Here is a 24,254-nt window from a genome sequence, read left to right as displayed (position 1 = left end):
GAGGGCACGAGGACCTCGCTCGTCGGGTCCAACGAGTCGGAGGACCGGGCGGCTACGGATGCACGGGTCAAGAATCGGTCAGGAGGGGCTGGGATTCTGCTGGACGTGCGCTGGGGACTCGGCTCCGGCGGCACGCAGGATGGCGTCGGCGGAGATGTCGATGTCGTGCTCGCTGGTCGTGGCGTTGGACACCGACACGCGGATGAGCCGCCGACCGTGCCACGTCGTGGCGCCGACCCAGCACGTGCCGTCACGCTGGACGGCCTCGACGATCGCGTCCGTGCGACGGGGATCGCCGATGCTGACGAGGACCTGGTTGAGCACGACGTCGTTGTGCACGGTGGCACCGCCGACTGCGAGGCGCTGGGCCATGCGCAGCGCCAAGGCGCAGGATCGGTCGACGAGCTCGGCCACACCCTCGGTGCCGAGCTCGCGCAGGGCGGCCCAGACCGCGAAGCCCCTTGCCCGTCTGGATGACTCGGGCGTCAGGTCGCCGAGGACGTGGTCGGACTCCGCGCCCGACCCGGTGAGGTATGCCGCCGCGTACGACATCGTGGCTGCGTGCAGGTCCGCGTCGGCACAGAAGGCGAGTCCGCAGTCATAGGGGACGTTGAGCCACTTGTGGGCGTCCGCGCCCCACGAGTCGGCGAGCTCGACCCCGTCGACGAGATGGGCGGTCCGGGGGCTCGCGGCCGCCCAGAGCCCGAAGGCGCCGTCGACGTGGACCCATGCGCCGTGCTCGTGCGCCATCGTCGTCGCGGTCCTGAGGTCGTCGCACGCCCCCGTGTTGACGTTGCCCGCCTGCAGGCAGACGATCACCGGCCGGCTGCCGACGGACTCGAGGGCGATTCGGAGACGGTCGACGTCGATGGCGCCCTGCGGGGTGGCGGCGACGGGCTCGATGCTGCCCGTGCCGAACCCGAGCAGCCGAGCGGCCCGGTCGATCGTGGCGTGCCGTTCCTCACTCGCGACGATGGCGATCCTGGGAGCACCGAAGAGACCGTCCCGCGCGACGTCCCACCCGACGTCGGCGAGCACCCGCTGCCGTCCGACCGCGAGGCCCACGGTGTTCGCGGCCTGGGCACCGGTGACGAAACCCACCGAGGCGGACTCGGGCACTCCCAACAGGTGCTTGGCCCAGCCTCCGGCCGCACGTTCGGCCGCCGCCGCGGCGGGTGAGAGGACCTCGTTGTAGGCGCACTGGTCCCAGCCCGCGGCGAGCAGGTCGGCGGCCGTGGCTGCCGCTGACGCTCCCCCGATGACGAAACCGAAGAAACGTGGACCGACGGTGCCGACGAGGCCTGGGCGCGCGGCGGCGATCAGCTCGTCGACGACACGGGTGGGATCGGTTCTCCTCGCTGGTAGCGGGCCGCCGAACGCTGCCGCCAGAGCGGCGCGATCGGCCGCTGGCTGCACCGGCCGGTCTGCGACGGTGGCGCGGTGCCGTGCCCCTTCGGCGGCGGCGCGAGCGAACAGCTGTTGCAGGTCGACATCCATCCCCGCACGTTCCTCCGGGAGGCGCACACGCACAAGGGGGCCGACAGCTGGGGCAGGTCATCGATGGCCGAGGCATGACAGTGCGCATGATCCGGCAATGCCAATCATGCTGCCGGACAACGAGACTGGCCTGCTCCACCCCTTGACCATCGACTCGAACAGGTGTTCTCATGGGGTATGGACGGCGCAGCGGCAGTCAGGAGTCATTCCTCGACCGACCTTGCCCAGGCTTCCGACGCCGTCGTCGACCTCGACCGTCTCGCGACCCTCTATCGATCGAGGGTCGCGACCCGAGTGCCCATCCGGCAGCGCGACCTGCCACGTCTCGAGCGCACGCTGCGCAAGCACGTGGCCGAGGCGGTGCTCACGCAGGTCCTGCCGGCGCTCGTCGGCGAGCTGGTCGAGGCCGTCGCCGACGATCTCACGACGGCGCAGGACGACGAGGCGCGGACGGAGCTCGAGGCGCTGGCCGACGCGGACCTCAGGGTCGTCGAGTCCGTCGAACGCTGCAAGGCGGTGCTGGATGCGGTCGCCCTCGAGGCCCTGGCTCGGCTTCGCTCGACGATCGAGGCGGACGAGCTGGCACGCTTCGCCGACCTCGACCGGCCGCTTCCTGCGGGCTGGATCGACGCCGACCAGCTGACCGCGCTGGAGGTGTGCACGGCCACCGGGCTCGGCACCCACGAGGTGCGGGGTCGGCTCGACCTGGCCACCGCCAGCACTCCTGGGGCTGCCGCCCTCCGCGGTCGCCTGCAGCACGGCGCGCTCACGCTCTACCGTGCGTGCACGATCCAGGCTGAGATCGCCCCACTACCGCCTGAGTGCGGGCCGGGCATCGTCGACTCCGTGCTCCGGTCCAAGGACGGCGCTCCACTCTCCCCCAGCCTCTTCCGCCAACGGCTCACCCGCGCGTGCCTGGCCGCCGACCGCGAGGCCGGCGAGCGGCGACGCGCCGCCCGACGTCGTCGAGGCGCCCACGCGCAGATCGACCACGAGGGCCTCGGCGTGCTCACCGTCGTCAACGACGCCGACAAGATCATCGCCGCGATGGAGCGAGCCGATGCCGTCGCCCGGGCCGCTCGGGCCCAGGGCGACCCGCGCGATCTCGACTCGCTGCGCGCCGACGTCATCACCGACACCCTGATGTTCGGCTGGCCCGCGCCCGTCGGCACCGACCCGCCGATGCCCGGCGCGACTGGCGCTGATGATGACGGATGCCGTTCAGGCAGCGAGTGGTTCACGCGTCTGGGTCGCCGGCCGTCAGCGACAGTGACGCTCGTGGTCCCGTTCACGACGGCCGTCGGGCTCACCGACACCCCCTGCGAGGTCCCGGGCCACGGCTGGGTGACGGCGGACCACGCCCGCCAGATCATGCTCAACGACGGCTCGGCGTGGCGTCGGCTGGCCGTCGATGCGGACACCGGCGCTGCCGTGCACCTCGAGACCCAGGCCTACCGGCCGACCCCGGCGATGCGAGCGCATGTCGAGGCCGTCGACGGGACGTGCCGCGCGCCGGGGTGCACCGTGCCGGCCGCTCGATGCGACCTCGACCACGACGTCCCTTGGCCGCACGGCCTGACCGAGGTCACGAACCTCACGAGCAAGCACCGTCCCCACCACAACCTGCACACGAACGGCCACTGGCTCGTCCGCCGCGAGGGCGACCGGGTTCGCTGGCGCACCAAGGCCGGTCGCATCTACGACACCTACCCAAGGGACTGGCTCGACGGCGTCCGAGACACGTCGCTCGCGCCCCCAACTCGAGATCGGTCGACCCGGCATCGCTCGACCGATCTCGAGCCCCCACCCTTCTGAACGTGCGGTGATTCCGAACGTGCGGTGGGTCCCTGCCAGACACCCTCACGACGCGGCGGTGAGTGGCTCGGGCAGGCGGAAGACTCCGTCGCCGGTGGCGAGGTAGAAGCCGAGCAGGTCGACCTCGTGGTCGGCGCAGCGGTCGATCGCCAGCTGGTGCCAGTCACGGTCGACGTCGTCGGGCGCCGTCCCTCGCGGTCGGCCCCGACCGATGAGGATGGAGCCGTCGTTGTCGGCCACGAGCGGCAGGAGCATGCCGAGCAGCTGGGCCAGGCCAGTGGCCTCGGCGTCCGGCGGGACGTCGTGGAGCAGGATCGGTTGGATGCCGCGGTCCTCGGCATCGCAGATCATCAGCGCGACGCACCCGGTGGCGCGGTCCGTGTCGCCGATGATGAGGTCGATGACGTCGGCAGCGACGCGACGGTTGGTCAGGGGGATCTCACTCGCCCGAGGGGGCAGGTCCTTGAAGGTCATGCCCGCCATCGTCATCCGGACGCGAGGCAGCCCGTCGAAGTTGTCCCCAGCCCCGGCGCCGCCTGACATGGCTGCGTCACCCGATGCCGAGCCGGTGAGCCACCTGGGCGCCACCGATCTCGCGGATGAAGTCCGGGTCCCCCACGACGACGAGCTCGTCGGTGGCGCGCGACATGCCCACGTAGAGCATCTCGCGGGCGCGCTCGGTCTTCTTCGCGTTCACGCAGAGGACGACCGCGCGGCGTTCGAGTCCCTTGCAGCCGAGGACGTGGCCATAGAAGACATCGTCGTCGTCCCAGAAGGACCGCCAGTATCCGACGTGGCCGTCCGCCTCCTGACGCTCGACCTGTGTCGGGTGCCGTGAGCCCATCGTCAGGAGCGCGACGTGCTGCGGCTGCCATCCCTCCTCGAGGAGCAGGTCGACCTGGTCGTCGGCGCTGCCGATCGCCTCGTCCCGAGGGCAGGCGACGAAGCGGACATCGGCGCCGACTCCTCCCCGGAGGTGCATCCGCATCGGTGCGAGCGGCCCGAAGGCCCGGGCGATCTGCTGCGTGTTGCGCAGGTTGTGGTCGAGCACGAGTGGGACCAGTGGCACCGGCGGCCGGCCGAAGCGGGCGAAGATCCGCTGGTTCTCGTCGGAGTAGACGTAGAGACCGCCCTCGTCCTCGTCGCGCAGCGCCTTCATGAGGGGGTACCACCAGTGGTCGGCGAAGTCCTGGGCCTCGTCGACGATGACGGCGTCGAACTTCTTGCCGTCCGGGAGTGCTGCAGCGATCTCGGTCATCCGGGCGGCCAGATCACGCTCCCAGAAGGCTGCGTCGTTGCGGTCGTGCGACGCGGTGTCGATCCCCCACTCGTTGGCGAGGTCCTCGAAGGAACCGACGAAGGCCGGCCGATGGTGCCTCGGCACGCTGGCGAGCTGCCGTTTGAAGTACTGGGAGAGGCCGATCGAGTAGCAGACGAGTGCCACACGCTGCGCCTTGCGATCACCCTGGCCACGGGTGAGGTCCTTGGCCTGGGTGAGGGCCAGGATCGTCTTGCCGCTGCCGGCACCACCCCGGATCTCCATCCGCCTGATGAGCCGTGTGACCTGGAGCAGAGCCGCCTGTTCCTGGGTCAGTCGGTCCGACGTTGCCTCCCGCTCGTCCGCGTCAGCGGCGATGTCGGGTACGGGGAAGCCTCTGCCCGAGAGGATTTCGACGATCAGCTCGACGTCCTCGGCAGTGGGGACGCGCTGGTCGTTCTCCTGCAGGGCTACGACGTCGTGGACCCGGCCAGCGAGGTCGTCGAGGTCTCCGCGGCCACTGATCATCCAGCGCGGGCAGTCCGGGGTGGCGAAGTCGTCCGCGATGTCCGTGAACGGGACGACGACCGCGTGGCCAAACCGGACCCGGCTGCGGCGGTTCTTCCAGCGGGGGTCGGCCTCCACGAAGTCGCGCAGGGCGTACTTGCCGTCGCGGCACTGCTCGACGGGGCGCACCCGGCTGCGGCGCGCACCACCACCGGACCACCAGTGGCCCTGCGCGTCGACGGAGACGCTGCCGCCCTTGACCTCCACGACGACGACGCCCACGCCAGGCATGAGCACGACGACGTCGAGCTCGTGGTCCTTGAGCTGTGAGGTGAGGCGGATGTTGGGCAGCAGCACCGTGCCCTCCGTGACGCCACGCGCCAGCCGCTCCCAGACGAGACGCTCCGACTCGTGCGCGAACCGCGCGCCCTCCCCCTGTGCCATGCCCGCAGGGTAGCCGTGCTGCGCGACCCGACCTCGTAGTTGCGCAGATCCGTCGAACCGCACCCGCGGCCGCTGCACCGGCGTACGCTCGAAAGTTGTGCGAGCGGCGCTCCCACACCAGCGAACATCCGAAAGGTGGCCAGGCTCCGCTCGACACGTCCGCGCAGATTCTCCCGGAGGTGCTCATGCGAAAGATCATCGCCACCAGCGGAGCCGCGGCCATCGCCGCAGCGCTGCTGAGTCTGCCAGGAGCCGCGAACGCCGCCCCTTCTGACACCCGCCAGATCACGTCCTCTGGCACGACCAGTATCCGCACCCTCGGCACCGGCGCCGACGGGCTCCAGCAGCCCGAGCTCAGAGCCGGACCCGACGACGAGCAGGGTGGCGTCCCGTCGACCCGCCCCGACCCGAACTTCAAGCACGGCATCTTCCCCAAGCACCCGCTCGATGCCCCCGTGGTGGCGTCGAGCGCCGTCGCTGCGACGAACCCGGCGGTCCAGGCCAGCATCCAGGGCCTCAACCACCGCGACCAGCGCCTCGCCAACGGCGGCAACCAGTTCTCACTCGAGCCACCTGACCAGGCCCTCTGTGTCGGCAACGGCTTCACCGTCGAGTCGGTCAACAGCGTGCTGCGCGTCTACGACTCGAACGCCGTGCCGCTGACCGGGGTGCAAGACCTCAACACCTTCTTCGGCTACCCCGCGGCCATCAACCGCACGACCGGCGTCGTCGGGCCCGACGTCATCGACCCGATCTGCCACTACGACCCCGACTTCCAGCGCTTTGTCGTGGCCATCACGACGCTGCACGTGGACGCGAACGGCGACTTCAACGGCAGGAACACCATCGACGTGGCCGTCTCGAACACGAGCAACCCGACGGGCACGTGGACCATCTACTCGGTGCCTGCCCAGAATGACGGCACGGAAGGCACACCGAACCACGGCTGCACGACCGACGGCGTCACACCGGGCCCGTGCTTCCAGGACTACCCGCACATCGGTGGGGACGCCAATGGCATCTACATCACGACCAACGAGTACGACCTCTTCGGACCGAGCTTCAACGCCGCCCAGGTCTTCGCGTTCTCGAAGGCGCAGCTCGCCACCCACCCGGCAGCGGTCCGCATGACGCTGGTGCCGAATCTCGACCTGGCCGGCACGCCCGGCTTCACCGTGTGGCCGGCAACGTCACCCGCGGGCCAGTACGAGAGCGCCGCCAACGGCAGCGAGTACCTGCTCAGCTCGGCCGCCGGTGACGGCTCGGAGACGGGCAACCCGACCGGGACCGCTCGGCGCATCGGCCTGTGGGCGCTGACCAACACCGCATCGCTCGACGCCGCCACCCCGGCGCTTGCGGTCACGAACAAGCTGGTCAACAGCGAGACGTACGTCTTCCCGCCGAAGGCCGACCAGAAGGCCGGCGACTTCCCGCTCGGCCAGTGCATCAACGACACGACGATCGCGACCCCGTTCGGTCCAGGCTGTTGGCAGCTCTTCTTCAACCCGCCCGAGCCGGCGCACGACGAGGTCATCTCGCACCTCGACTCCAACGACACCCGCATGCAGCAGACGTGGTTCACCAACGGCGTCCTCTGGGGCTCGGTCGACACCGCGGTGCGGGTCAACGGCGAGCTGCGGGCCGGCATCGCCTGGTTCTCGGTGGAGCCCAAGATCAACGGCGCCGGCAAGGTCGGCGGCAACATCAAGAAGCAGGGCTACCTGGCCCTCGCGGGCAACAACCTGACCTACCCGGCCATCACGATGCTGACCACCGGTCAGGGCGCCATCGCCTTCAGCGTCGTCGGACGGGACCACTTCCCCAGCGCGGCCTACGCTCCGATCTCGTCGAGCGGAGCAGTCGGCCCGATCCACATCGTGGCCGAGGGTATCGGCCCGGCGGACGGCTTCACGAGCTACAAGGCCTTCGTCGGCACCCCGATCCGCACCCGCTGGGGGGACTACGGGGCGGCCGTCACCGACGGCCGGTCCATCTGGATCGCCTCGGAGTACATCGCCCAGACCTGCACCCTGGCGCAGTACCTGACTCCCCCGATCGGCAGCTGCGGCGGCACGCGTACCTCTCTCGGCAACTGGTCCACGCGTCTGACGAAGCTCACGCCGTCATGACCGGCTGACCGCCCGGCCACACACGTGTGCCGCCCAGCCTCGCGAACCCGGCTGGGCGGCATACGTTGTCGGGTGTCAGGGTCCGACGTCAGGCGACGCGCTGCTGCGGCGCCGTCTCCTTCGTCTTGCCCGAGTCCTTCTCGACGATGTCGCCGAGGACCTCGTCGATCTTCGTCATGAGCTCGGGCTCGAGCTTCACCCCGGCCGCCTTGACGTTCTCGGCGACCTGCTCGGGACGCGAGGCGCCGACGAGCGCGGCTGCGACGTTGGGGTTCTGGAGCACCCAGGCGACGGCGAGCTGGGCCATGGTCAGACCGGCCTCGTCAGCGATCGGCTTGAGCTTCTGCACGCGGGTCAGCACGTCGTCGTTCATGAAGCGCTTGATCATGTCGGCGCCACCCTTCTCGTCGGCGGCGCGCGAGCCCTCGGGCGGCTGCTGGCCGGGCTGGTACTTCCCCGTCAGCACGCCTTGGGCGATGGGGCTCCACACGATCTGGCTGACGCCGAGCTCCTCGCACGTCGGCACGACCTCGCCCTCGATGACACGCCACAGCATGGAGTACTGCGGCTGGCTCGAGATGAGCTGGAAGCCGAGCTCCTTCGCGAGAGTGACGCCCTCGCGGATCTGGTCGGCGGTCCACTCGCTGACGCCGATGTAGAGCGCCTTGCCCTGGCGGACGACGTCGGCGAAGGCCTGCATCGTCTCCTCGAGCGGCGTCTCGGTGTCGTAGCGGTGGGCCTGGTAGAGATCGACGTAGTCGGTCTGGAGGCGCTCGAGCGAGCCGTTGATCGACTCCATGATGTGCTTGCGTGAGAGGCCCGTGTCGTTCTTGCCGCCGGGTCCGGTGGGCCAGTAGACCTTCGTGAAGATCTCGAGGCTCTCGCGCCGCTCGCCCTTGAGGGCGTCGCCCAGAACGCTCTCGGCCTTGGTGTTGGCGTAGACGTCCGCCGTGTCGAAGGTGCTGATGCCGGCGTCGAGCGCCGCCCGGACACACTGGGTGGCCACGTCGTTCTCGACCTGCGAGCCGTGGGTCAGCCAGTTGCCGTAGGTGATCTCGGAGATCTTGAGTCCGCTGTTGCCGAGGTATCGGAAGTTCATCCGTCCACCGTATGCCGCCGGCGATGTTGCTCGGACCCCGCTCCCCGTCGAGGGGACGCACGTACGATCGCGACGTGACGCTTCTCGAGCGCGTCGAGCACCTTCGCGCTGTCGCTGGCTACCTGGACGACGCACGCGCTGGGCACGGGCGACTGGTCTACGTCTCGGGCGAGGCCGGCATCGGCAAGACCACCTTCGTCTCCGCCGCGGCCTCCGAGCTCGAGACCGGCGCACGCGTCGCCATCGGCAGCTGCGACGGATCCGCCACCCCTGCACCGCTCGGTCCGCTGCGCGACATGGTGCCCTCCCTCCCAGCGGGCCTGTGGCCCGAGGAGGCGAGTCGGCAGGACGTCTTCACGCGGCTCGTGGACACCCTCCGAAACGCGCCCCCGGACCGGCCCTACCTGCTCGTCATCGAGGATGCGCACTGGGCCGACGAGGCCACCCTGGACCTCCTGCGCCACATGGCTCGGCGCGTCCACGGGTGCCATGCCCTCGTGCTCGTCACCTACCGCCCCGAGGACGCGGGTGCCGGCAGCGCTTTGCGAATCCTCTTGGGGGACACCGCATCCGCCAGTGGGACCCGGCGGATCGACCTGCCGCCGCTCAGCCCAAGGGCCGTGGCGACCCTCGTCGCCGAACGCTCGCGCGACCGGCTGTCGCAGACCAGGATCGACGTGGAGCGACTGCACGACGTCACGGGCGGCAACGCGTTCTTCGTCACCGAAGTGCTCTCCGGCGACACGGCCGGCGTGCCCCCGACCGTGCGCGACGCGGTGCTCGCCCGCGTCGCCCGTCTCCACGAGTCGTCACAGCGAGCCCTCGAAGTGGTCGCCCTGACCGGGTCGAGAGCCGAGAGCGACCTGCTCGAAGGACTCCTGAGCGAGGGCCTGGCCGTCCTCGACGAGCCGCTCGCCCGGGGACTGGTCGTCATGTCGGGTCGGGAGGTCACGTTCCGTCACGAGCTGGGCAGGCTCGCCGTCGCCGACGAGGTTCCTGCCGGACGACGGCTCCACATCCACCGCCGACTCCTCGCGGCGCTCGAGAGTCGCGGAGCCGACCCGGCGCGGCTGGCGCACCATGCCGACGCTGCCGGGGACAGCCGGGCCGTGCTGGCCCATGCGCCCGAGGCCGGGGCACGGGCCGCTCGCCTCGGCGCCCACCGGGAAGCCGTCGACCAGTACCGCCGCGCCCTGCAGCACGCGGACACCCTGCCTGACACCGAGGTGCCCGCCCGCCGCCGGGCCGACCTGCTCTGGGCCCTCGGCTACGAGCTCTATCTCACCGACCGCATCGAGGGCGCCATCGAGGCGGGCGACGCGGCCCGCCGGATCTGGGACGCCGCCGACGACGCCACGCGGGTCGGCGACGCGTGGCGGTGCCTGTCACGGCTCAGCTGGTTCGCGGAGCGCAAGGCCGAGGCCGAGACGCAGGCCGCGGTCGCCGTCGACGTGCTCGAAGGGGGCTCGACCTTCGAGCTGGCGTTGGCCTACAGCAACCTCGCGCAGCTCCGCATGCTGGCCACCGACCTGGCCGGCACCCGGGAGTGGGCGCACCGGACGCTGGACCTCGCCGACTCGCTCGACGACCTGGCGCAGCAGACCGAGGTGCGCGTGCACGCCCTCAACAACCTCGGCACGATCGAGATCGCGGCCGGTGACTTCGCCTCCGGGGCCGCGATGCTCGACGACAGCCTCCAGCAGGCACGCGCCGCCGACCTCCACGAGCACGCGGCTCGCGCGTACTGCAACCTCGCGTCGAGCGCCGTGCTGCAGCGGCGGCATGAGGACGCACGGCGCTACCTCCTCGAGGGCATCGAGTACTGCTCAGAGCGCGATCTCGACTCGTGGACCCTCTATCTCGAGGGGCTCTCCCATCCCGAAAGGACCACGAGCATGCCGCTCTTCATGGACGTCCACTCCCTCGGCGACGGGGTCACGATGGACGCGGTCGCCCAGGCACACCGGGCCGACCTCGCCACGCAGGACCCCCACGGTGTCAACTACCTGCGCTACTGGGTCGACGAGTGCCGGGGCCAGATCTTCTGCCTCGTCGAGGCTCCCGACGCCGAGGCCGCCAACATCGTGCACCGCGACGCCCACGGGCTCGTCGCCGACGCCATCTACGAGGTGCAGGAGGGCGTCTGACCGCCCCATCCGCTCCATCCGCCCCACCCGCACCACTGCCAACCGCCTGACGACCCAGCCGTATGCCGCCACCCCGAGGTGACGGCATACGGCCACGTCGTCCTGCACCCACGCGGTCGCCCACCTGTCATCCCCGGTCGTCCCGGCACCGTCCCAGCCGATGGAACCGCACGGTTGGCCCGCGCGTTGGGCGGGTAGAAACCAGTCATCACCTCGACGGAATCTTCATGTTCACTTGAACGTTGATCCAGACGAGGCACGCGTGGACAGACGGTCCACGCACGACCCGAAGGGGGTGCACCATGAGGCGAAGGAAGTACGAGGAGTTCGAAGAGGACAACGGAACCGTGCTGCGCTACGCCCGCCACGACAACGGTGGCGGTTTCGTCGAGTCGCACGCCCACGTCGACCCTGCGGCCTATGTCGCCGAGAACGCCTACGTCGACCGCGGAGCGGTCGTCGGCGCGGGAGCCCGCATCGCGAGCGGCGCCTGGATCGACCGCGGCGCGGTCGTCCACGCCGGAGCCAGCATCGGCACCACGGCACACGTGGCCGCCGGCGCCGTCGTCGGGCGCGATGCCCGGATCGGCGCACGCGTCAAGATCGGCGCCAACGCCCACGTCTGGGACGGCGTGCGCGTCGACAGCGACGACGTCATCTCCGAGGGCTCTGTCGTCCGCGCCGGCTCCCAGCACCGCCGCGCCGCCTGACGCCGGGTCCGGTCAGCGGGTGCCGGCCACCCGGGACACCGCCGCAGCGACCGCCGGCGCGACACTCGCGTCGAAGACGCTGGGGATGATGAAGCTCGGGTTGATCTCGCCCGGCTCGACCGAGTCGGCGATGGCGGTCGCCGCGGCGACCATCATGGCGTCCGTGATGTCGGAGACGCCGGCGTCGAGCAGCCCGCGGAAGAAGCCCGGGAAGACGAGGACGTTGTTGATCTGGTTCGGGTGGTCGGAGCGGCCGGTCGCGACGACGGCGGCGTACTCGCTCGCGGCGATCGGGTCGACCTCCGGCACGGGGTTGGCGAGGGCGAAGACGATCGCGTCGGGAGCCATGGTCGCGATGTCGTCACCCGTCAGCAGGTCCGGCGCCGAGACGCCGATGAAGACGTCCGCACCGACGAGGACCTCCTTGAGGGTGCCGCTCTGGTGACCGGTGTTCGTGTGGTCGGCGATCCACTGGCGGAAGGGCTCCATGCCCTCGTTGCCGTTGTGGACGGCACCCGAGCGACCGCAGGCGACGATGTTGCGGGCACCCTGGGTCAGCAGGAGACGGATGATCGCGTGACCCGCGGCGCCGACGCCGGACACGACGATGTGCACGTCGTCGATGGACTTGTTGACGACGCGCAGGGCGTTCTTGAGCGCGGCGAGGACGACGATCGCGGTGCCGTGCTGGTCATCGTGGAAGACGGGGATGTCGAGGAGGTCACGCAGGCGTGACTCGATCTCGAAACACCTTGGGGCAGAGATGTCCTCGAGGTTGATGCCGCCGTACACAGGGGCGATCGCGCGCACGATCTCGACGATCGCATCGGGGTCCTGGGTGTCGAGGCAGACCGGCCAGGCGTCGACTCCCCCGAACTGCTTGAAGAGCGCGGCCTTGCCCTCCATCACCGGGAGGGCCGCGAGCGGGCCGATGTTGCCCAGCCCCAGGACGGCCGAGCCGTCGGTGACGACGGCGACGGTGTTGCGCTTGATCGTGAGACGGCGGGCGTCCTCCGGGTGCTCGACGATCGCCTGACAGATGCGGGCGACTCCGGGCGTGTACGCGCGTGACAGGTCGTCGCGGTGCTTGAGGGGCACCTTCGGGTTCACCTCGATCTTGCCGCCGAGGTGGAGCAGGAAGGTCTGGTCGCTGACCTTGCGGACGACCGCCCCCGGGATCGCGGCGATCGCCTCGGTGATGAGGTGACCGTGCGCCTCGTCCCGCGTGTCGCACGTGACGTCGACGACGAGCCGGTCGGTGCGGCTCTCGGCGACGTCGAGCGCCGTGAGGGCTCCGCCGGTGGACGAGACGGCGGTGGTGAGGGCCGACGTCGCGTTGGCGGCGGCCGGCACCTCGACCCGGACGGTGATCGAGTACCCAGGACTCGGGATGGCCATGACAGTCCTCTCGCGTGGAGCAACGGTGCCCGACCCGTTCATCCTCCACCCGCGACGGTCGGCCCGCTCGGATGCCGACCGTCTCGTCGGGAATGTCGCCGGCATGCCGCAGAGGTCGTGGCCGGCGCATCGGTTTCGTGACCGGCCCGGACGCGCGCCCGTCTGTTCACTGCCGCCCCGAACGGGCCAGGGCCACGAGGTCTCGCATCCCGGCATCCGGCAGGTACGCGCGGCTCAGGGCCAGCCCGATGCGCGGGAGCGCGGCCTCGTCCGGGAAGACGAGATAGAGCGGTTCGTGCCTCGGTTGGAACTTCGACTTGAAGGCATGCAAGGACCTGAAGCCGTAGTACGGCTCCAGGGACTCGCCGAGTCGGTCGAGGAAGACGTCGAGCGTGCCCCGGTCCAAGGACTCGTCACCCGCAGAGGGCCGGGTCCGGGCCAACGGGGCACCCGAGAGGGAGACGAGGGCGCAGCCCTCCTCCTTGAAGGTGAGACAGGCCGAGGCGATGAGGAACTCCATGGAGTAGCGGAAGCCTCCGGGCAGGCGCCGCATGACGTCCAGCGTCCAGCCGGCGGGGTCCCCACCCCCGCTCGCGTGGAACGGCATCCACGACGTGACCCCGTGGACCGTGGCGTCACCGTCGATGGCCAGGCCGACTCGGACGTGAGGGTCGAGGGCTTCATCCACGCCACCGAGGGTGAAGCCCATCTCGGGCAGCCCCTTGTCCTCGACCCATTCGGACGAGATCGCCTTGACCTGCATCTGTATGCCGCGTGGCATGTCCTTGAGTGGGCCGATCCGGAAGCCGATGCCGAGCTTGGCCGCCTGGTTCAGGGCGGTGCGCACGTCCTGCCATGCCTTGCCGACGAAGTCCAGCGTGGGCAGGTCGACCCAGGCCTCTTCCGCCACCTGGAGGGAGTGCCATCCCTGCGCTCGCGCATGTCGAGAGGCCTCTCCCGTCACGGTGAAGAGGCACGGCACCAATCCCTGGGCGTGCACGGCGTTCGCGAAGGCGCCGAGCAGCATGGACCGGTCCTCCTCGGCCGAGGCCACGGGGTCACACAGCCCGACCGCGACGCCGGCGTGCACGCGGTACGCGACGTATCCCGACACGGAGGCCGGCGTGAACCAGCGGTTCTCCGGCCAGGTCGTCATCCACGCGAGACGGTTGACCGTGCCCTGCTGCCGCAGCAGCTGCGTGGCCCGTGAGCGCTGGTCGTCGTCGGCGGGAGCGACGATGCTGCCGCTGGTGCGGCGAGCGCGGCGGGGCGACGGGTTGCGGAACGCATGGCGGCCCACGAGGCACACGGACAGGCCGAGCCCGTTGCCGAAGAGCTCCCAGCCGGCAGCGAGGAGTCCCTGCTCACCCACCGCGATCATGTAGCCGAGGTTCAGGACCTGGATGACCATGACGACGAGCAGGAGCCCCACGGCCCAGCGCCAGGCCAGTCGCCGGCCCTTGTAGAGCGACCGGGCGAGCCACAGCCAGAGGACGATCTGGAGGACGCCGAGCAGTACGTCCGTGTCGGCGAGCTCCGCGGCCCGGGCCTCCGGGCTCAGGGTGACCGCGAACGGGCCGTCCGCGGTGGTGAAGGGGCGTAGCGCGACCTCGACCGCGGCGATGACGAAGAAGCCGGACGCGAGCAGGCGGAAGTCTCGTCGCGTCAGGTGGCGGAAGGTGAGCAACGGCGCGCGGCCCATGAGAGTCGGTCCGAGGAGCAGGCCGAAACCCACCCCCAGCACGTGCTCGAGGTCCGCGAGTGCGCCCATGTGGATGACGAAGAGCACGACGTAGGCGCCGAGCAACGCCCGGACCCGGCCACGCCACGGGGGTGACAGCGTGACCGACGCTGCGGCCGCCGCGCCGAGGAACCCGGCGGACGGCCCCGCGTCGCGCACTGCGGCGAGGTGCGTCGTCCACGCGTAGCCGTGGTCACGGGTGAGCCACAGCAGACCGGCGGCACCCAGGACGGCTACGACGTGGCAGGACACGAGCGCCACTGCGTAGCGGAGCGAGCCCAGGCGCCACTCCGCGAAGCCCCCGAACACGATGAGCCCCAGCAGGATCGGGACGTACTGGAACGGGCGCGCCGCGAAGAAGGCACCGGTCAGCACGGTGGGCCAGGAACCCTGCTCGAACGCGGGCAGGCCGTAGCTCACGGAGTCGTTCAGCGGCCGATCGAGGAGCGGGTCCCAGAGGGACCGGGTCCACACCGACAGCGCGAGGGTGGCGACGACGAGAATGCTCGTCAGCGGTAGGCGACTCGTCACCGTCCAGAGACGGGACATGCCTTCGATTGTCCTGCCAACCACCCCTCGCGTCGAGGACGTGCTGGATGTCCGACGAGCCCGTCCGACGCCGCCGACGCGGCCGACGTGGCCGACGCCTCAGCGGGATGCCTGCGTCAGGGCGAGGAACTCCGCCCGCGAGCGTGAGTCGTCCCGGAGGGCGCCGAGCAGGCTCGAGGTGATGGTCGTGGTGCCCGGGGCCTGCACGCCGCGCAGCGTCATGCAGAGGTGCTCGGCCTCGACGACCACGCCGACCCCGACCGGGCTGAGCTGGGCGCACAGCCAGTCGGCGACCTGGACGGTCAGTCGCTCCTGCACCTGGGGACGCGACGAGAAGTGCTCGAGCACACGAGCCAGCTTGGACAGGCCGAGGATGCGCCCGCCCGGGAGGTAGCCGATGTGCGCGGTCCCGACGAACGGGAGCATGTGGTGCTCGCAGAGGGACCGCACCGGGATGCCCCTCGCGACGATCAGCTCGTCGTAGTCGCCGTCGTTGGGGAACGTCGTCATCTGGAACGGTCGTGGGCTCATCAGCTCTGCGAGCGATGCGGCCATGCGTTCCGGTGTGCGCGCCAGCGACTCGTTGTCCAGGTCGATTCCCAGTGCCTCCAGCATGATTCGGGCTCCGGAGGCCGCGCGCGCCAGGTCCGGTTCGGTGACGGCACCGGTTCCCGCCCAGTGCCTTCGGGCGCGATCACGAAGTCCAGCCTGTTCCGGTGACGGGCTCATGCGCTCGTTCCTTCCCGGGCGCGGAGCCCGTCATGGTCGTGGAGGGCCAGGACGCCCGCGTCGCCCCGGGGACGGGACGAGGCCGACCGCAACCAACGGCGGGCGCTCTCGTGGGCCCGCGCCACGAGAGCGGTCGTCTGGCTGAAGTCGGCGGGTGACACCGACAGGGGGCACAGCGGGGGCAGGACGTGCAGCCGCGCACCGCCGTCATAGCCGCGGACCTGCGCCATGAGCTGGCGGTGCAGCAGCAGGCTCAGCGCCGTCAGGACCGAGCCGAGCGCGGTCGTCGGACCTGCTCCCGCGCACGGGTAGCCGGCGGGCAGCAGATAGATGTCCGTGACGCCGTGCGCCGCTGTGTGGGCCAGCACGTCCAGCTCGCCGATGGCGCCGTCGACGAGGGTCCTGCCCTGACGCACCACGGGCGGGAGCAGCCCCGGGACCGCGGCGCTGGCTCGGACGGCGCTGACGGCTGCACCCGTGCCCATCACGATGCCCTGACCGGTCACGAGATCCGTGGCCGTGACCTCGACCGGGACACGTGCGTCGTCGAGGACGTCGTAGCCGAGGTTGCTCTGCAGGAGGCGCTCGAGGCCGGTGCCGGCGAACAGCGACGGTTGGGTCCCGCGTGCGGCCCCGAGCCACCGAAGCGGGTCCGGGGCGAAGATGTCCTGGCGACGCATCCGTTGCCAGAGGCCCACGAGGGCCTCCAGTCTGGCCCGCGTGCTCCCGGGTCCGGCGAGGTAGGCCGCGTTGACGGCGCCGACGGACGTGCCGACGAGCAGGTCGGGCTCGATCTTGCAGTCGCGCAGGGCCAGGAGCATCCCGACCTGCACCGCGCCGAGGCTGCCGCCCCCGGTCAGCACGAAGGCCGTGCTCATGGTCAGCCCCGCCGGACCGGCCACAGCACGGGGCGCGGGTCGAAGCGCGTGGCGAGCCGCTGCAGGGCGACGGCCGCCGACAGCAGGCCGAGGTCGCGCAGGGCCACGTCGTAGAAGCCGGGGAGGAGCAGCAGGTTGAGGATGATGCCGCCGAGCCACGCGGCCACGACGATGGCGCCGAGACGCGGGTGGAGGGCGACGACCAGGCCGGCCACCACCTCGACGACGCCGACGACATACATCGCCTCGTGCGGTGTGACCGGCAACGGCCGGGACAGCACGGGGGCCAGGTACTGGTCCCACTGCACGAGGAGGTTGGTGAACTTGTCGAGACCGAAGACGACCGGGGCGACGACGAAGGCAGCGCGCAGCACGGCATACGCCTGGTAGGTGGGGTCACTCCTGTCATCACGTGCGGGGCGCTCGACCCGACGGGTGGTGCTGGGACTGCCGATGGTGACCATGCGTGTCCTCCTGGACTGGTGGCTCGGTGCCCTCCGGGCTGCTCCGCGACATCGAGCCGGCCGAGTGGGACGCTGACGGGGTGTTAGTGCGTCCACGCGTCATCGGTCTTACCGCGCTGTCCCCGACCGGTAAGACCGGCGACGCTGCACACCGCCAACAGGGCATGACCCCGCACCAGACCCACACCCCGGCCACCGCGGTCCCCTGCCAGTCCGCCGGACCACCGCTCGACGTCGTCGAGTGGCGCAGGTGCCGGCTGCGCGAGGCGGGCTTCCCGGCCCTGCTCGCTCGGGACCTGGCCCGGCAGCGGGTCGACCTGCACGCGCTGCTCGAGCTCGTGGACGCCGGCTGCCCGCCGGAGCTCGCGGCACGCATCCTGTCCCCGGTCGACGGCCTCGACGGCCTCAATGCGCCGCAGGTGGGCCGATGACCGCGGTGAGCAGGGACGAGCAGCGCTCGAACACCTCGGTGTCGTCACCACCGTCGGATGCCCCAGGCCCGATGGACTGGGTGGAGGCGCTCACCGGTGGAGGACCCGAACAGTCCGCGGCCCTGCGAGAGCTGCACACGCTGATGCTCCGGGCCGCCGCGCACCAGGTGTGGCGCATGCGTCCCGCGCTGCCCGATCCTTCCCCGTCGGCGGTCGACGTCATCGTCAACCAGGCGGCCGACGAGGCCATGACCGCACTGCTGGCCAAGCTGCACACCTTCGAGGGGCGGAGCCGCTTCACGACGTGGGCCTTCAAGTTCGCCATCCTCCAGGCGGCGACCGAGGTCCGGCGGCTGCAGTGGCAGCACCGTGAGGTGGAGCTCCGTGACCTCGACGTGCCGAGCGCGCCGCGGCACGAGGACCCCGAGCTGTATGCGGAGGGAAACGACCTCGCGGCGGCCGTGGCCGCAGCGATGCGTGGCGTTCTCACGCCCTACCAGCGACGCATCGCGATCGCCCTCCTCGTCGACGGCATCCCGATCGACGTTCTTGCCGACCGCCTGGGCACCAACCGAGGAGCCCTCTACAAGACGCTGCACGACCTCCGGGTCCGCCTGCGGGCGGAGCTCACCGCGAACGGCTACCTGCCCGTCCACCCGGCAAACCCGCCGGATCCGGCCCCCTCTGACGCCCGCTCACGCATCTCCCCCACCCCCACGGCAGGCACTCCATGAGCACGACACCTCGCCCCGACTCGGCCGCCCTGACACCACGCAACGTCAGTGCGCTGCTGCAGGACACGACCCCCTGGCTCTCGTGCGACGAGTGCTTCGAACGGATGGACAGCTATGCCGAGGCGCTGGTGCACGACCCCACCTACCGGGACGAGGCGATGGCCGCCCACCTGCGGGGGTGCGCAGCCTGCGACGAGGAGGCCGAGTCGCTGATGCGGCTGCTCGACGGCCGGTGAGGCTCGGGCCCAGCTCCGCCACCCGGCAGGCGACCACGTCTCGGGTCCGGTGTGGACCCGAGACGTGGTCGCCTGCTGGTGGCTCAGTGCGCCTCACGGGTGAGGCTGAAGCGGGCCGCGACCCCTGAGATGAGCAACGCCCAACCGGTGAGCACGAGGGCAGCAGTCGTCGGGCTCAGCATCCCGTGCGCTGCCGTGCCGACGCTGGTCAGGGCGATGGCAGCCCCCGCGGGGAGCCACTGGGCGACCTCGGGGAGGGCGCTGGCGAGGATGCCGACCTCGATGATCATGACCCAGGTGATCGCCCCGACGATGGCAGCGACCGTGTTGCGGGTCAGTGCCCCGAGTGCGACGCCGACGAGGCCGTAGAGGGCGGAGGCCACCGTGGCGCCGATCCAGAGCTGGGCCACATCGATCGGCAGCGAGTGCACCCCGCGGGCGCCGTAGATGATCACGGCCTCCGCGTAGGCGATGCCGAAGGTGCCGGCGCCCAGGAGTGCACCGAGCCCGAGGACGGTGACGGCCTTGGCCGCGAGCACCCGGGCGCGGCGGGGCTCGCCGAGGAAGGTCTGCATGATGGTGCGGTGTCGGTACTCGCCGGCGACGACGAGCACCCCGATGGCCAACATCACCATCGAGGTGAGCGCTGACACGGAGAGCGTGTGGTTGACGTGGTCCGTCGACCCGAAGGCCGGTCCCCCGGGACTGGGGACGAGTGCGTTGGCGGCGACGGAGGCCATTCCGAGCACGAGGGTGATGCCGAGGCTCACCCACGCAGCGGGGGTGGTGCGAAGCTTGTAGAGCTCAAGGGAGACAAGGGTTCTCATGACCAGACTTCCTGGGTGTCGGTGGAGTGGATGAGGTCGTGGAAGACCGACTCGAGGTCGGTGTCGTCGGTGACGATGTCGCGGACCGGGCCGGCGGCGGCGAGGGTGCCGCGGTGGATCACGACGAGGTCGTCAGCGACCGCCGCGACCTCGCTGAGCAGGTGGCTCGACAGGAAGACGGTGCCGCCGGCGTCCGCGAAGGACCGCAGGAAGCGGCGCATCTCGCGGATGCCGTCCGGGTCGAGGCCGTTGAGCGGCTCGTCGAGGACGAGCACTGACGGGTCGCCCACGAGCGCCGAGGCCAGGGCGAGCCGCTGACGCATGCCGAGCGAGAAGCCACCGACCCGGCGACCGGCCGCGGCCCCGAGACCGAAGCGGTGGAGGAGGTCGTCTGCCGTGTCGGTGGGAACCCCCGCCTGCCTCGCGGTCAGGCGGATGTGGTTGCGGGCAGAGCGGTTCGGGTGGAATCCCTGGTCGAGGACCGCGCCGACGACGCGAGTCGGATGGGGCAGGTCGGCGTAGCGGACGCCATCGATCGTCGCCTCCCCGCTGGTCGGGTCGGCGAGACCGAGCATGATCCGCATGCTCGTCGTCTTCCCTGCCCCGTTGACGCCGAGGAACGCGGTGACTCGGCCGGGAAGGGCCGTCGCCGTGAAGCCGTCGAGGACGGTGACGGGACCGTAGTGCTTCGTGAGCTGGTGGAACGAGAGTGTTGGCATGGTGCTGAGCTCCTGTGTCGGGCCGGTTTGGCTGAGACCAACGATCCGGCTCCACGGGGTCCTCGGTCGTCGGCCGTGCGGCCGAGCCTCCGCGTGCGCCTGGGGGTGGGGTCATCGGTCGCCCACGAGACGGCATACCTCCCGGGGCGTACGCCCCGAAGCCGATCCCACGGAGGCCCGCGCTCCCTACCCTTCAGGTATGGACACGCGTTGGCGGCGACGCCCGCGGCGGCTGGACCCACGGGTCGCCGACGCTCTCGTCGCGCTCGGCCTCTTCGTCCTGCTCGTCCTGTCGTTCGGCGTGGCCGTCCGCGCAGGGCAGCGGCCGGTGGACGCGTGGGCCTGGGTGCTGGGCATCCTCATGACGGCGCCGTACGCCGTGCACCGCCGAGCCCCGTGGCTCGCCCTCACCGTGACGCTCCTGACCCTCGTGGCCTTCTCGCTGCTCCACTACGCCCCCTACCCCGGGGTCAGCGCCTTCGCTCTGCTGTTCGGACTCGCGCTGCACGGTCGACGCCGCGACTCGCTCCTGGCGCTCGGCGCGACCGTGGGGGCCTTCTGTCTGGCCATCGCCGCCCAACCCGCAGGCGTGGTCTCCCCGAGCGACGTCGTCTCGACCCTGCTCGCGACAGCGGTCGCGTGGCTGGCCGGCGACAACCTGCGCCAGCGACGCCTCCGGTGGGCGGCGATCGAAGAGCGAGCCCGCCTGCTCGAGCGCGAGCGGGAGGACCGGGACCGCGCGGCCGTGACGGCGGAGCGGCTTCGGATCGCCCGCGAGCTGCACGACGTCGTGGCTCATTCGATGTCGGTGATCGCGGTCCAGGCGGGTGTCGGGAGCCACGTCATCGCCACAGACCCGACGGCAGCTCGAGACGCCCTGGCGGTCATCGAGTCGACCAGCCGTGGTGCGCTCACCGAGATGCGTCGGATGCTCGGGGTGCTCCGCCAGGACGGTGAGACCGCGATGCACCCCATGCCCGGGCTCGCCGACATCCCACGGCTCGTGGCCGAGACGCGCCGGACCGGTGTCGGGGTCACCGTGAGCTCGACCGGCGACGGCGCGAGCCTGCCCGCCGGCCTGGACCTCGCGGCATACCGCGTCGTGCAGGAGGCGCTGACGAACGTCCTCAAGCACGGCGGACCCGTCGCTCACGTCCACATCGCCTGCTCAGAGGAGGAGGTCGACCTCGAGGTGCTCGACGAGGGACCAGCCAGGCGTCCGCGCCGTGGGGACGTCCCGGCGTCGGACGTCGGCGTCGCCCCGGGCGCCGGCCAGGGACTGGTGGGCATGCGGGAGCGGGTGGAGCTCTACGGCGGGAGCTTCGAGGCCGGCCCGAGGCCCGGAGGCGGGTTCCGGGTGCACGCCACGCTGCCGTATGCGGTGCAGACGCCGTGAGTGCGCCGGTGCGCGTCGTCGTGGTGGACGACCAGGCCCTCGTGCGAGGAGCGTTCTGCGTGCTGGTGGGCTCCGCGCCCGACCTCGAGGTCGTGGGTGAGGGCGAGAACGGCGCCGAGGCGGTCGCACTCGCGCGCGAGCTCGAGCCGGATGTCGTGCTCATGGACATCCGGATGCCGGTGATGGACGGACTCGCGGCGACAGGCGCCATCGCCGCCCTCGGCCTGTCCACACGCGTGCTCGTCCTGACGACCTTCGACCTCGACGAGTACGTCTTCGGAGCCCTGCGCGCCGGAGCCAGCGGCTTCCTGCTCAAGGACACGCCGCCCGCACAGCTGCTCGACGGGATCCGAGTCATCGCGCGTGGTGAGTCGCTGCTCGCGCCCACGGTGACGCGCCTGCTCATCGAGGAGTTCGTCCGGCGAGAGCCGGCCGACGTGGTCGGACGACCCGACCCGCCCGCGTCCCTGGACGCGCTGACGGAGCGCGAGCGGGAGGTTCTCCTGCTCGTCGCCAGGGGCCTGTCCAACCATGAGATCGGCACCGAGCTCTTCGTCACCCCGGCGACGGCCAAGACCCACGTGAGCCGACTCCTCATGAAGCTCGGAGCCCGAGACCGCACCCAGCTCGTCGTCATGGCCTACGAGAGCGGACTCGTGGAGCCGCACGCCCCCTGAACCCGGCCCACGCGGGCCACGGCCCCGGCAGTTACGCCGGGTCAGCCCACGTCATCGAGGCAGGCCGACCGACATCGTCATGCCCGACGGGGTGGTCAGTCCCGGCAGCGCATTCGGGGCGGACAACAGCAGCAGGCCGAGGACCAGCAGGAGCGCGGCCGTCGCGTACGTGACGACGCGCCGCCACGGGAGCAGCTTCTCGAGGGCGATGATGCCCGCCACGAGAGCCATCCACGTGAGACTCATGACGCCCAGCGCGAAGAGGGAAGCCATCAGGGCCCAGCAGCATCCGACACACCAGGCCCCGTTGCGAACTCCCATCCTCAGGGCCCCCCTCAATCCACCGCGCCACGAGCCCAGAAGCGCACCAAGAGGGCTGCGGCACGCGCCGAGACACACGTCCTTGAGGGGGGTGAGCTCGTACACGGCGGCGACCACCAGAGTGACGCCCGCGACGGCCCGCCCGGCGTTGTCCCACGCGAGTGCATCCCCGAAGATGGCACCGACGATCACCCCGATGCCGTACGCGATGACCCCCGCGACGGCCCAGGTCAGCAGATACCCCGCGGCGAACATCCAGGGTGACAGCGGCGCACTGGTCCTGGTGAGACGGGAGTACAAGGCGACCGTGGGTGCGACGGAAGGCAACATCATCGCCGCCATCATGACCACCCAGATGCCCAGGAACCAGCCGAGGCTGCCGAGACTCGTCCAGGGTCCGGCATCCATCCCGCGCATCTCACGCGCAGTCAGCAGCCAGCCGAGCGCGGCGAGGGCGAAGAGCGCGACAACCAGACCCACGCGCGTGCGCATCGCGGCGATCGCCGGACCCGGACCCGCATCACCCCCCGGCTCGGCCGGCGCGCGCATCGAGGTCAGGCGGCCCAGGCGAACGTGGACGTCGACAGGCCCGTCTTGCCCTCGTACGAGATCCCGAACGCGTTGATGCGGGTGCGGCGTGCCTCGGCCATCGTCAGGTCGGAACCGACCGGGTGGAACATTCCGTGGAAACGCACCGGCTCTCCGGTCTCGACGCCGAACGGGACGATGTCCTCGATCTCGAAGTCGATCGAGTCACCCACCCGCACACGGTGCAGCAGCCCGTCGTCCGAGATGTCGATGGCGGCGCGCTCGACCCCCACGACCTCCCCCACCAAGGGCGCCAGAGCACCGATCGGCCCACCCAGCTGCCCGCCGAAGACCTTGACCAGCTGGTCGAACTGCTCATCGCTGGCGTCATCATCGACGTAGACCCCGAGCCGCCAGTTGCCCTGGGTCATCACCTTCGGGGTGTCGGCGATCAACACGACCCTCCGCCCGCTGATGTCAGTGCCCTCGACCTGGCCCTCCCTGATGGTGAAGGCGAGGGTCACCCGACAGAAGTCGTAGGTTGCGCCGTGATCGAGGGAGAGGTTGCACGGACACATGAGCTCGCACGAACAGGTCTCCACGTAGCTACCGGTCAGATTCCACGCCATCGTCGAACCCCTTCCTCGTGCCCTCCAGTTTTTCCCCAACGGCGTTGCGCGTCAACGAAACTGAGGGGCCATTTCCCCGTTCGGCGCGATCTGCGGCGCCCCCACCAGCCCGACGTGTCCCCGGAGGGTCCGGGGGCCTCCGTCCCCGTGAACTGTTTGGGATACTTCGACTCGTTTGTCGCCCGGCGGCGGGCGGCGACGGGCCGAGGCAGGTGCTTCCGGATCCGTGCGTGCCCCGGTGGGCCGGGTCGGCCCCAGTGCGCTCACGGAACGCGGAAGCGCTCTTGCTGTCATGCTTGATATGTGGGTGATCCTTCGGGGTCGCCGACGCTCCTACGTTGGGGTGTCCGTTCTCCTCGAGGAGGCCCCGTATGCCGAGCGTTGTGTCGTG

At 70.7% G+C, this 24,254-nt stretch carries 22 protein-coding genes; 9 read left to right on the top strand and 13 right to left on the bottom strand.

Annotated features, from left to right (window positions below; translation table 11 throughout):
• Window positions 1-78: 78 nt before the first annotated feature.
• Window positions 79-1,497 (bottom strand): aminotransferase class V-fold PLP-dependent enzyme, encoded by a 1,419-nt coding sequence (locus tag ASE25_RS20740; RefSeq protein WP_056827253.1) that lies wholly within the window; start codon window positions 1,495-1,497, stop codon window positions 79-81.
• A gap of 162 nt (window positions 1,498-1,659) precedes the next feature.
• Here ASE25_RS20740 and ASE25_RS20735 point away from each other — a divergent pair, with 162 nt between their 5' ends.
• Window positions 1,660-3,312 carry an HNH endonuclease signature motif containing protein gene (locus ASE25_RS20735; protein ID WP_162260627.1) on the top strand — a complete coding sequence of 551 codons (1,653 nt, stop codon included), beginning with the start codon at window positions 1,660-1,662 and terminating at the stop codon, window positions 3,310-3,312.
• 45 nt (window positions 3,313-3,357) lie between these two features.
• Here the strand turns inward: ASE25_RS20735 and ASE25_RS20730 are convergent, their stop codons facing one another.
• Together ASE25_RS20730 and ASE25_RS20725 are read right to left on the bottom strand one after the other, a co-directional pair.
• A complete protein-coding gene (locus ASE25_RS20730) occupies window positions 3,358-3,855 on the bottom strand; it encodes a hypothetical protein (protein ID WP_235508782.1) in 498 nt (165 codons plus the stop codon).
• Between the two features lie 7 nt (window positions 3,856-3,862).
• Complete coding sequence (locus tag ASE25_RS20725) at window positions 3,863-5,521, bottom strand: NERD domain-containing protein (protein WP_056827250.1); 1,659 nt, start codon at window positions 5,519-5,521, stop codon at window positions 3,863-3,865.
• A gap of 185 nt (window positions 5,522-5,706) precedes the next feature.
• Between ASE25_RS20725 and ASE25_RS20720 the strand changes: the two genes are divergently transcribed.
• The gene (locus ASE25_RS20720) at window positions 5,707-7,650 is read left to right on the top strand and encodes a hypothetical protein (protein WP_157623560.1); all 1,944 of its coding nucleotides are present in this window, start codon (window positions 5,707-5,709) and stop codon (window positions 7,648-7,650) included.
• Between the two features lie 88 nt (window positions 7,651-7,738).
• On the opposite strand, the gene ASE25_RS20715 is transcribed toward ASE25_RS20720, so the two are convergent.
• Entirely contained in the window at window positions 7,739-8,749 is a 1,011-nt protein-coding gene (locus ASE25_RS20715; RefSeq protein WP_056827248.1) for an aldo/keto reductase family protein, read from the bottom strand.
• A gap of 74 nt (window positions 8,750-8,823) precedes the next feature.
• Here ASE25_RS20715 and ASE25_RS20710 point away from each other — a divergent pair, with 74 nt between their 5' ends.
• Together ASE25_RS20710 and ASE25_RS20705 are read left to right on the top strand one after the other, a co-directional pair.
• Entirely contained in the window at window positions 8,824-10,896 is a 2,073-nt protein-coding gene (locus tag ASE25_RS20710) for a nickel-binding protein (protein ID WP_235508781.1), read from the top strand.
• A 302-nt stretch (window positions 10,897-11,198) separates the two neighbouring features.
• Window positions 11,199-11,606, top strand: coding sequence for a DapH/DapD/GlmU-related protein (locus tag ASE25_RS20705; protein WP_056776093.1), 408 nt, complete (start codon window positions 11,199-11,201; stop codon window positions 11,604-11,606).
• A gap of 12 nt (window positions 11,607-11,618) precedes the next feature.
• On the opposite strand, the gene ASE25_RS20700 is transcribed toward ASE25_RS20705, so the two are convergent.
• The 5 genes from ASE25_RS20700 to ASE25_RS20680 all read right to left on the bottom strand — a co-directional run bounded on the left by ASE25_RS20700 (window position 11,619) and on the right by ASE25_RS20680 (window position 17,365).
• Window positions 11,619-13,004 (bottom strand): NAD-dependent malic enzyme, encoded by a 1,386-nt coding sequence (locus ASE25_RS20700; RefSeq protein ID WP_056827247.1) that lies wholly within the window; start codon window positions 13,002-13,004, stop codon window positions 11,619-11,621.
• A gap of 166 nt (window positions 13,005-13,170) precedes the next feature.
• Window positions 13,171-15,294 carry a bifunctional lysylphosphatidylglycerol flippase/synthetase MprF gene (locus tag ASE25_RS20695; RefSeq protein ID WP_056827246.1) on the bottom strand — a complete coding sequence of 708 codons (2,124 nt, stop codon included), beginning with the start codon at window positions 15,292-15,294 and terminating at the stop codon, window positions 13,171-13,173.
• A 99-nt stretch (window positions 15,295-15,393) separates the two neighbouring features.
• Complete coding sequence (gene folE / locus ASE25_RS20690; RefSeq protein ID WP_200959203.1) at window positions 15,394-16,023, bottom strand: GTP cyclohydrolase I; 630 nt, start codon at window positions 16,021-16,023, stop codon at window positions 15,394-15,396.
• A complete protein-coding gene (locus ASE25_RS20685; RefSeq protein WP_157623558.1) occupies window positions 16,020-16,901 on the bottom strand; it encodes a patatin-like phospholipase family protein in 882 nt (293 codons plus the stop codon). The genes folE and ASE25_RS20685 overlap by 4 nt, the downstream gene beginning before the upstream one ends.
• Before the next feature lie 2 nt (window positions 16,902-16,903).
• Window positions 16,904-17,365, bottom strand: coding sequence for a hypothetical protein (locus tag ASE25_RS20680; RefSeq protein WP_082623022.1), 462 nt, complete (start codon window positions 17,363-17,365; stop codon window positions 16,904-16,906).
• 2 nt (window positions 17,366-17,367) lie between these two features.
• Between ASE25_RS20680 and ASE25_RS23295 the strand changes: the two genes are divergently transcribed.
• From ASE25_RS23295 to ASE25_RS20665, 3 genes are read left to right on the top strand one after another with little or no spacing between them, the layout of a single operon-like run.
• A complete protein-coding gene (locus tag ASE25_RS23295; RefSeq protein ID WP_200959201.1) occupies window positions 17,368-17,796 on the top strand; it encodes a hypothetical protein in 429 nt (142 codons plus the stop codon).
• On the top strand, window positions 17,793-18,530 hold the full coding sequence (locus tag ASE25_RS20670; RefSeq protein WP_056827243.1) for an RNA polymerase sigma factor: 738 nt from the start codon (window positions 17,793-17,795) through the stop codon (window positions 18,528-18,530). Before ASE25_RS23295 ends, ASE25_RS20670 begins: the two co-directional genes overlap by 4 nt.
• On the top strand, window positions 18,527-18,766 hold the full coding sequence (locus tag ASE25_RS20665; RefSeq protein ID WP_056827242.1) for a hypothetical protein: 240 nt from the start codon (window positions 18,527-18,529) through the stop codon (window positions 18,764-18,766). The genes ASE25_RS20670 and ASE25_RS20665 overlap by 4 nt, the downstream gene beginning before the upstream one ends.
• Window positions 18,767-18,849: 83 nt before the next feature.
• Here ASE25_RS20665 and ASE25_RS20660 read toward each other — a convergent pair whose 3' ends face one another.
• Together ASE25_RS20660 and ASE25_RS20655 are read right to left on the bottom strand one after the other, a co-directional pair.
• Window positions 18,850-19,593 (bottom strand): ABC transporter permease, encoded by a 744-nt coding sequence (locus tag ASE25_RS20660; RefSeq protein ID WP_082623021.1) that lies wholly within the window; start codon window positions 19,591-19,593, stop codon window positions 18,850-18,852.
• Entirely contained in the window at window positions 19,590-20,312 is a 723-nt protein-coding gene (locus ASE25_RS20655) for an ABC transporter ATP-binding protein (protein ID WP_056776077.1), read from the bottom strand. Before ASE25_RS20655 ends, ASE25_RS20660 begins: the two co-directional genes overlap by 4 nt.
• Window positions 20,313-20,511: 199 nt before the next feature.
• On the opposite strand from ASE25_RS20655, the gene ASE25_RS20650 reads away from it, so the two are divergent.
• Both ASE25_RS20650 and ASE25_RS20645 read left to right on the top strand, forming a co-directional pair.
• Entirely contained in the window at window positions 20,512-21,708 is a 1,197-nt protein-coding gene (locus ASE25_RS20650) for a sensor histidine kinase (protein WP_056827240.1), read from the top strand.
• Window positions 21,705-22,385, top strand: coding sequence for a response regulator transcription factor (locus ASE25_RS20645; RefSeq protein ID WP_200959199.1), 681 nt, complete (start codon window positions 21,705-21,707; stop codon window positions 22,383-22,385). Before ASE25_RS20650 ends, ASE25_RS20645 begins: the two co-directional genes overlap by 4 nt.
• 51 nt (window positions 22,386-22,436) lie before the next feature.
• Here the strand turns inward: ASE25_RS20645 and ASE25_RS20640 are convergent, their stop codons facing one another.
• Both ASE25_RS20640 and ASE25_RS20635 read right to left on the bottom strand, forming a co-directional pair.
• The gene (locus ASE25_RS20640; RefSeq protein WP_056776073.1) at window positions 22,437-23,255 is read right to left on the bottom strand and encodes a DUF2182 domain-containing protein; all 819 of its coding nucleotides are present in this window, start codon (window positions 23,253-23,255) and stop codon (window positions 22,437-22,439) included.
• Between the two features lie 5 nt (window positions 23,256-23,260).
• Entirely contained in the window at window positions 23,261-23,863 is a 603-nt protein-coding gene (locus ASE25_RS20635) for a DUF1326 domain-containing protein (RefSeq protein ID WP_056827239.1), read from the bottom strand.
• Window positions 23,864-24,254 lie beyond the last annotated feature (391 nt).

The sequence above is a fragment of the Terrabacter sp. Root85 genome (assembly GCF_001429185.1).
Lineage (GTDB): Bacteria > Actinomycetota > Actinomycetes > Actinomycetales > Dermatophilaceae > Terrabacter.
This window is presented reverse-complemented; position numbering and strand designations above follow the sequence as displayed.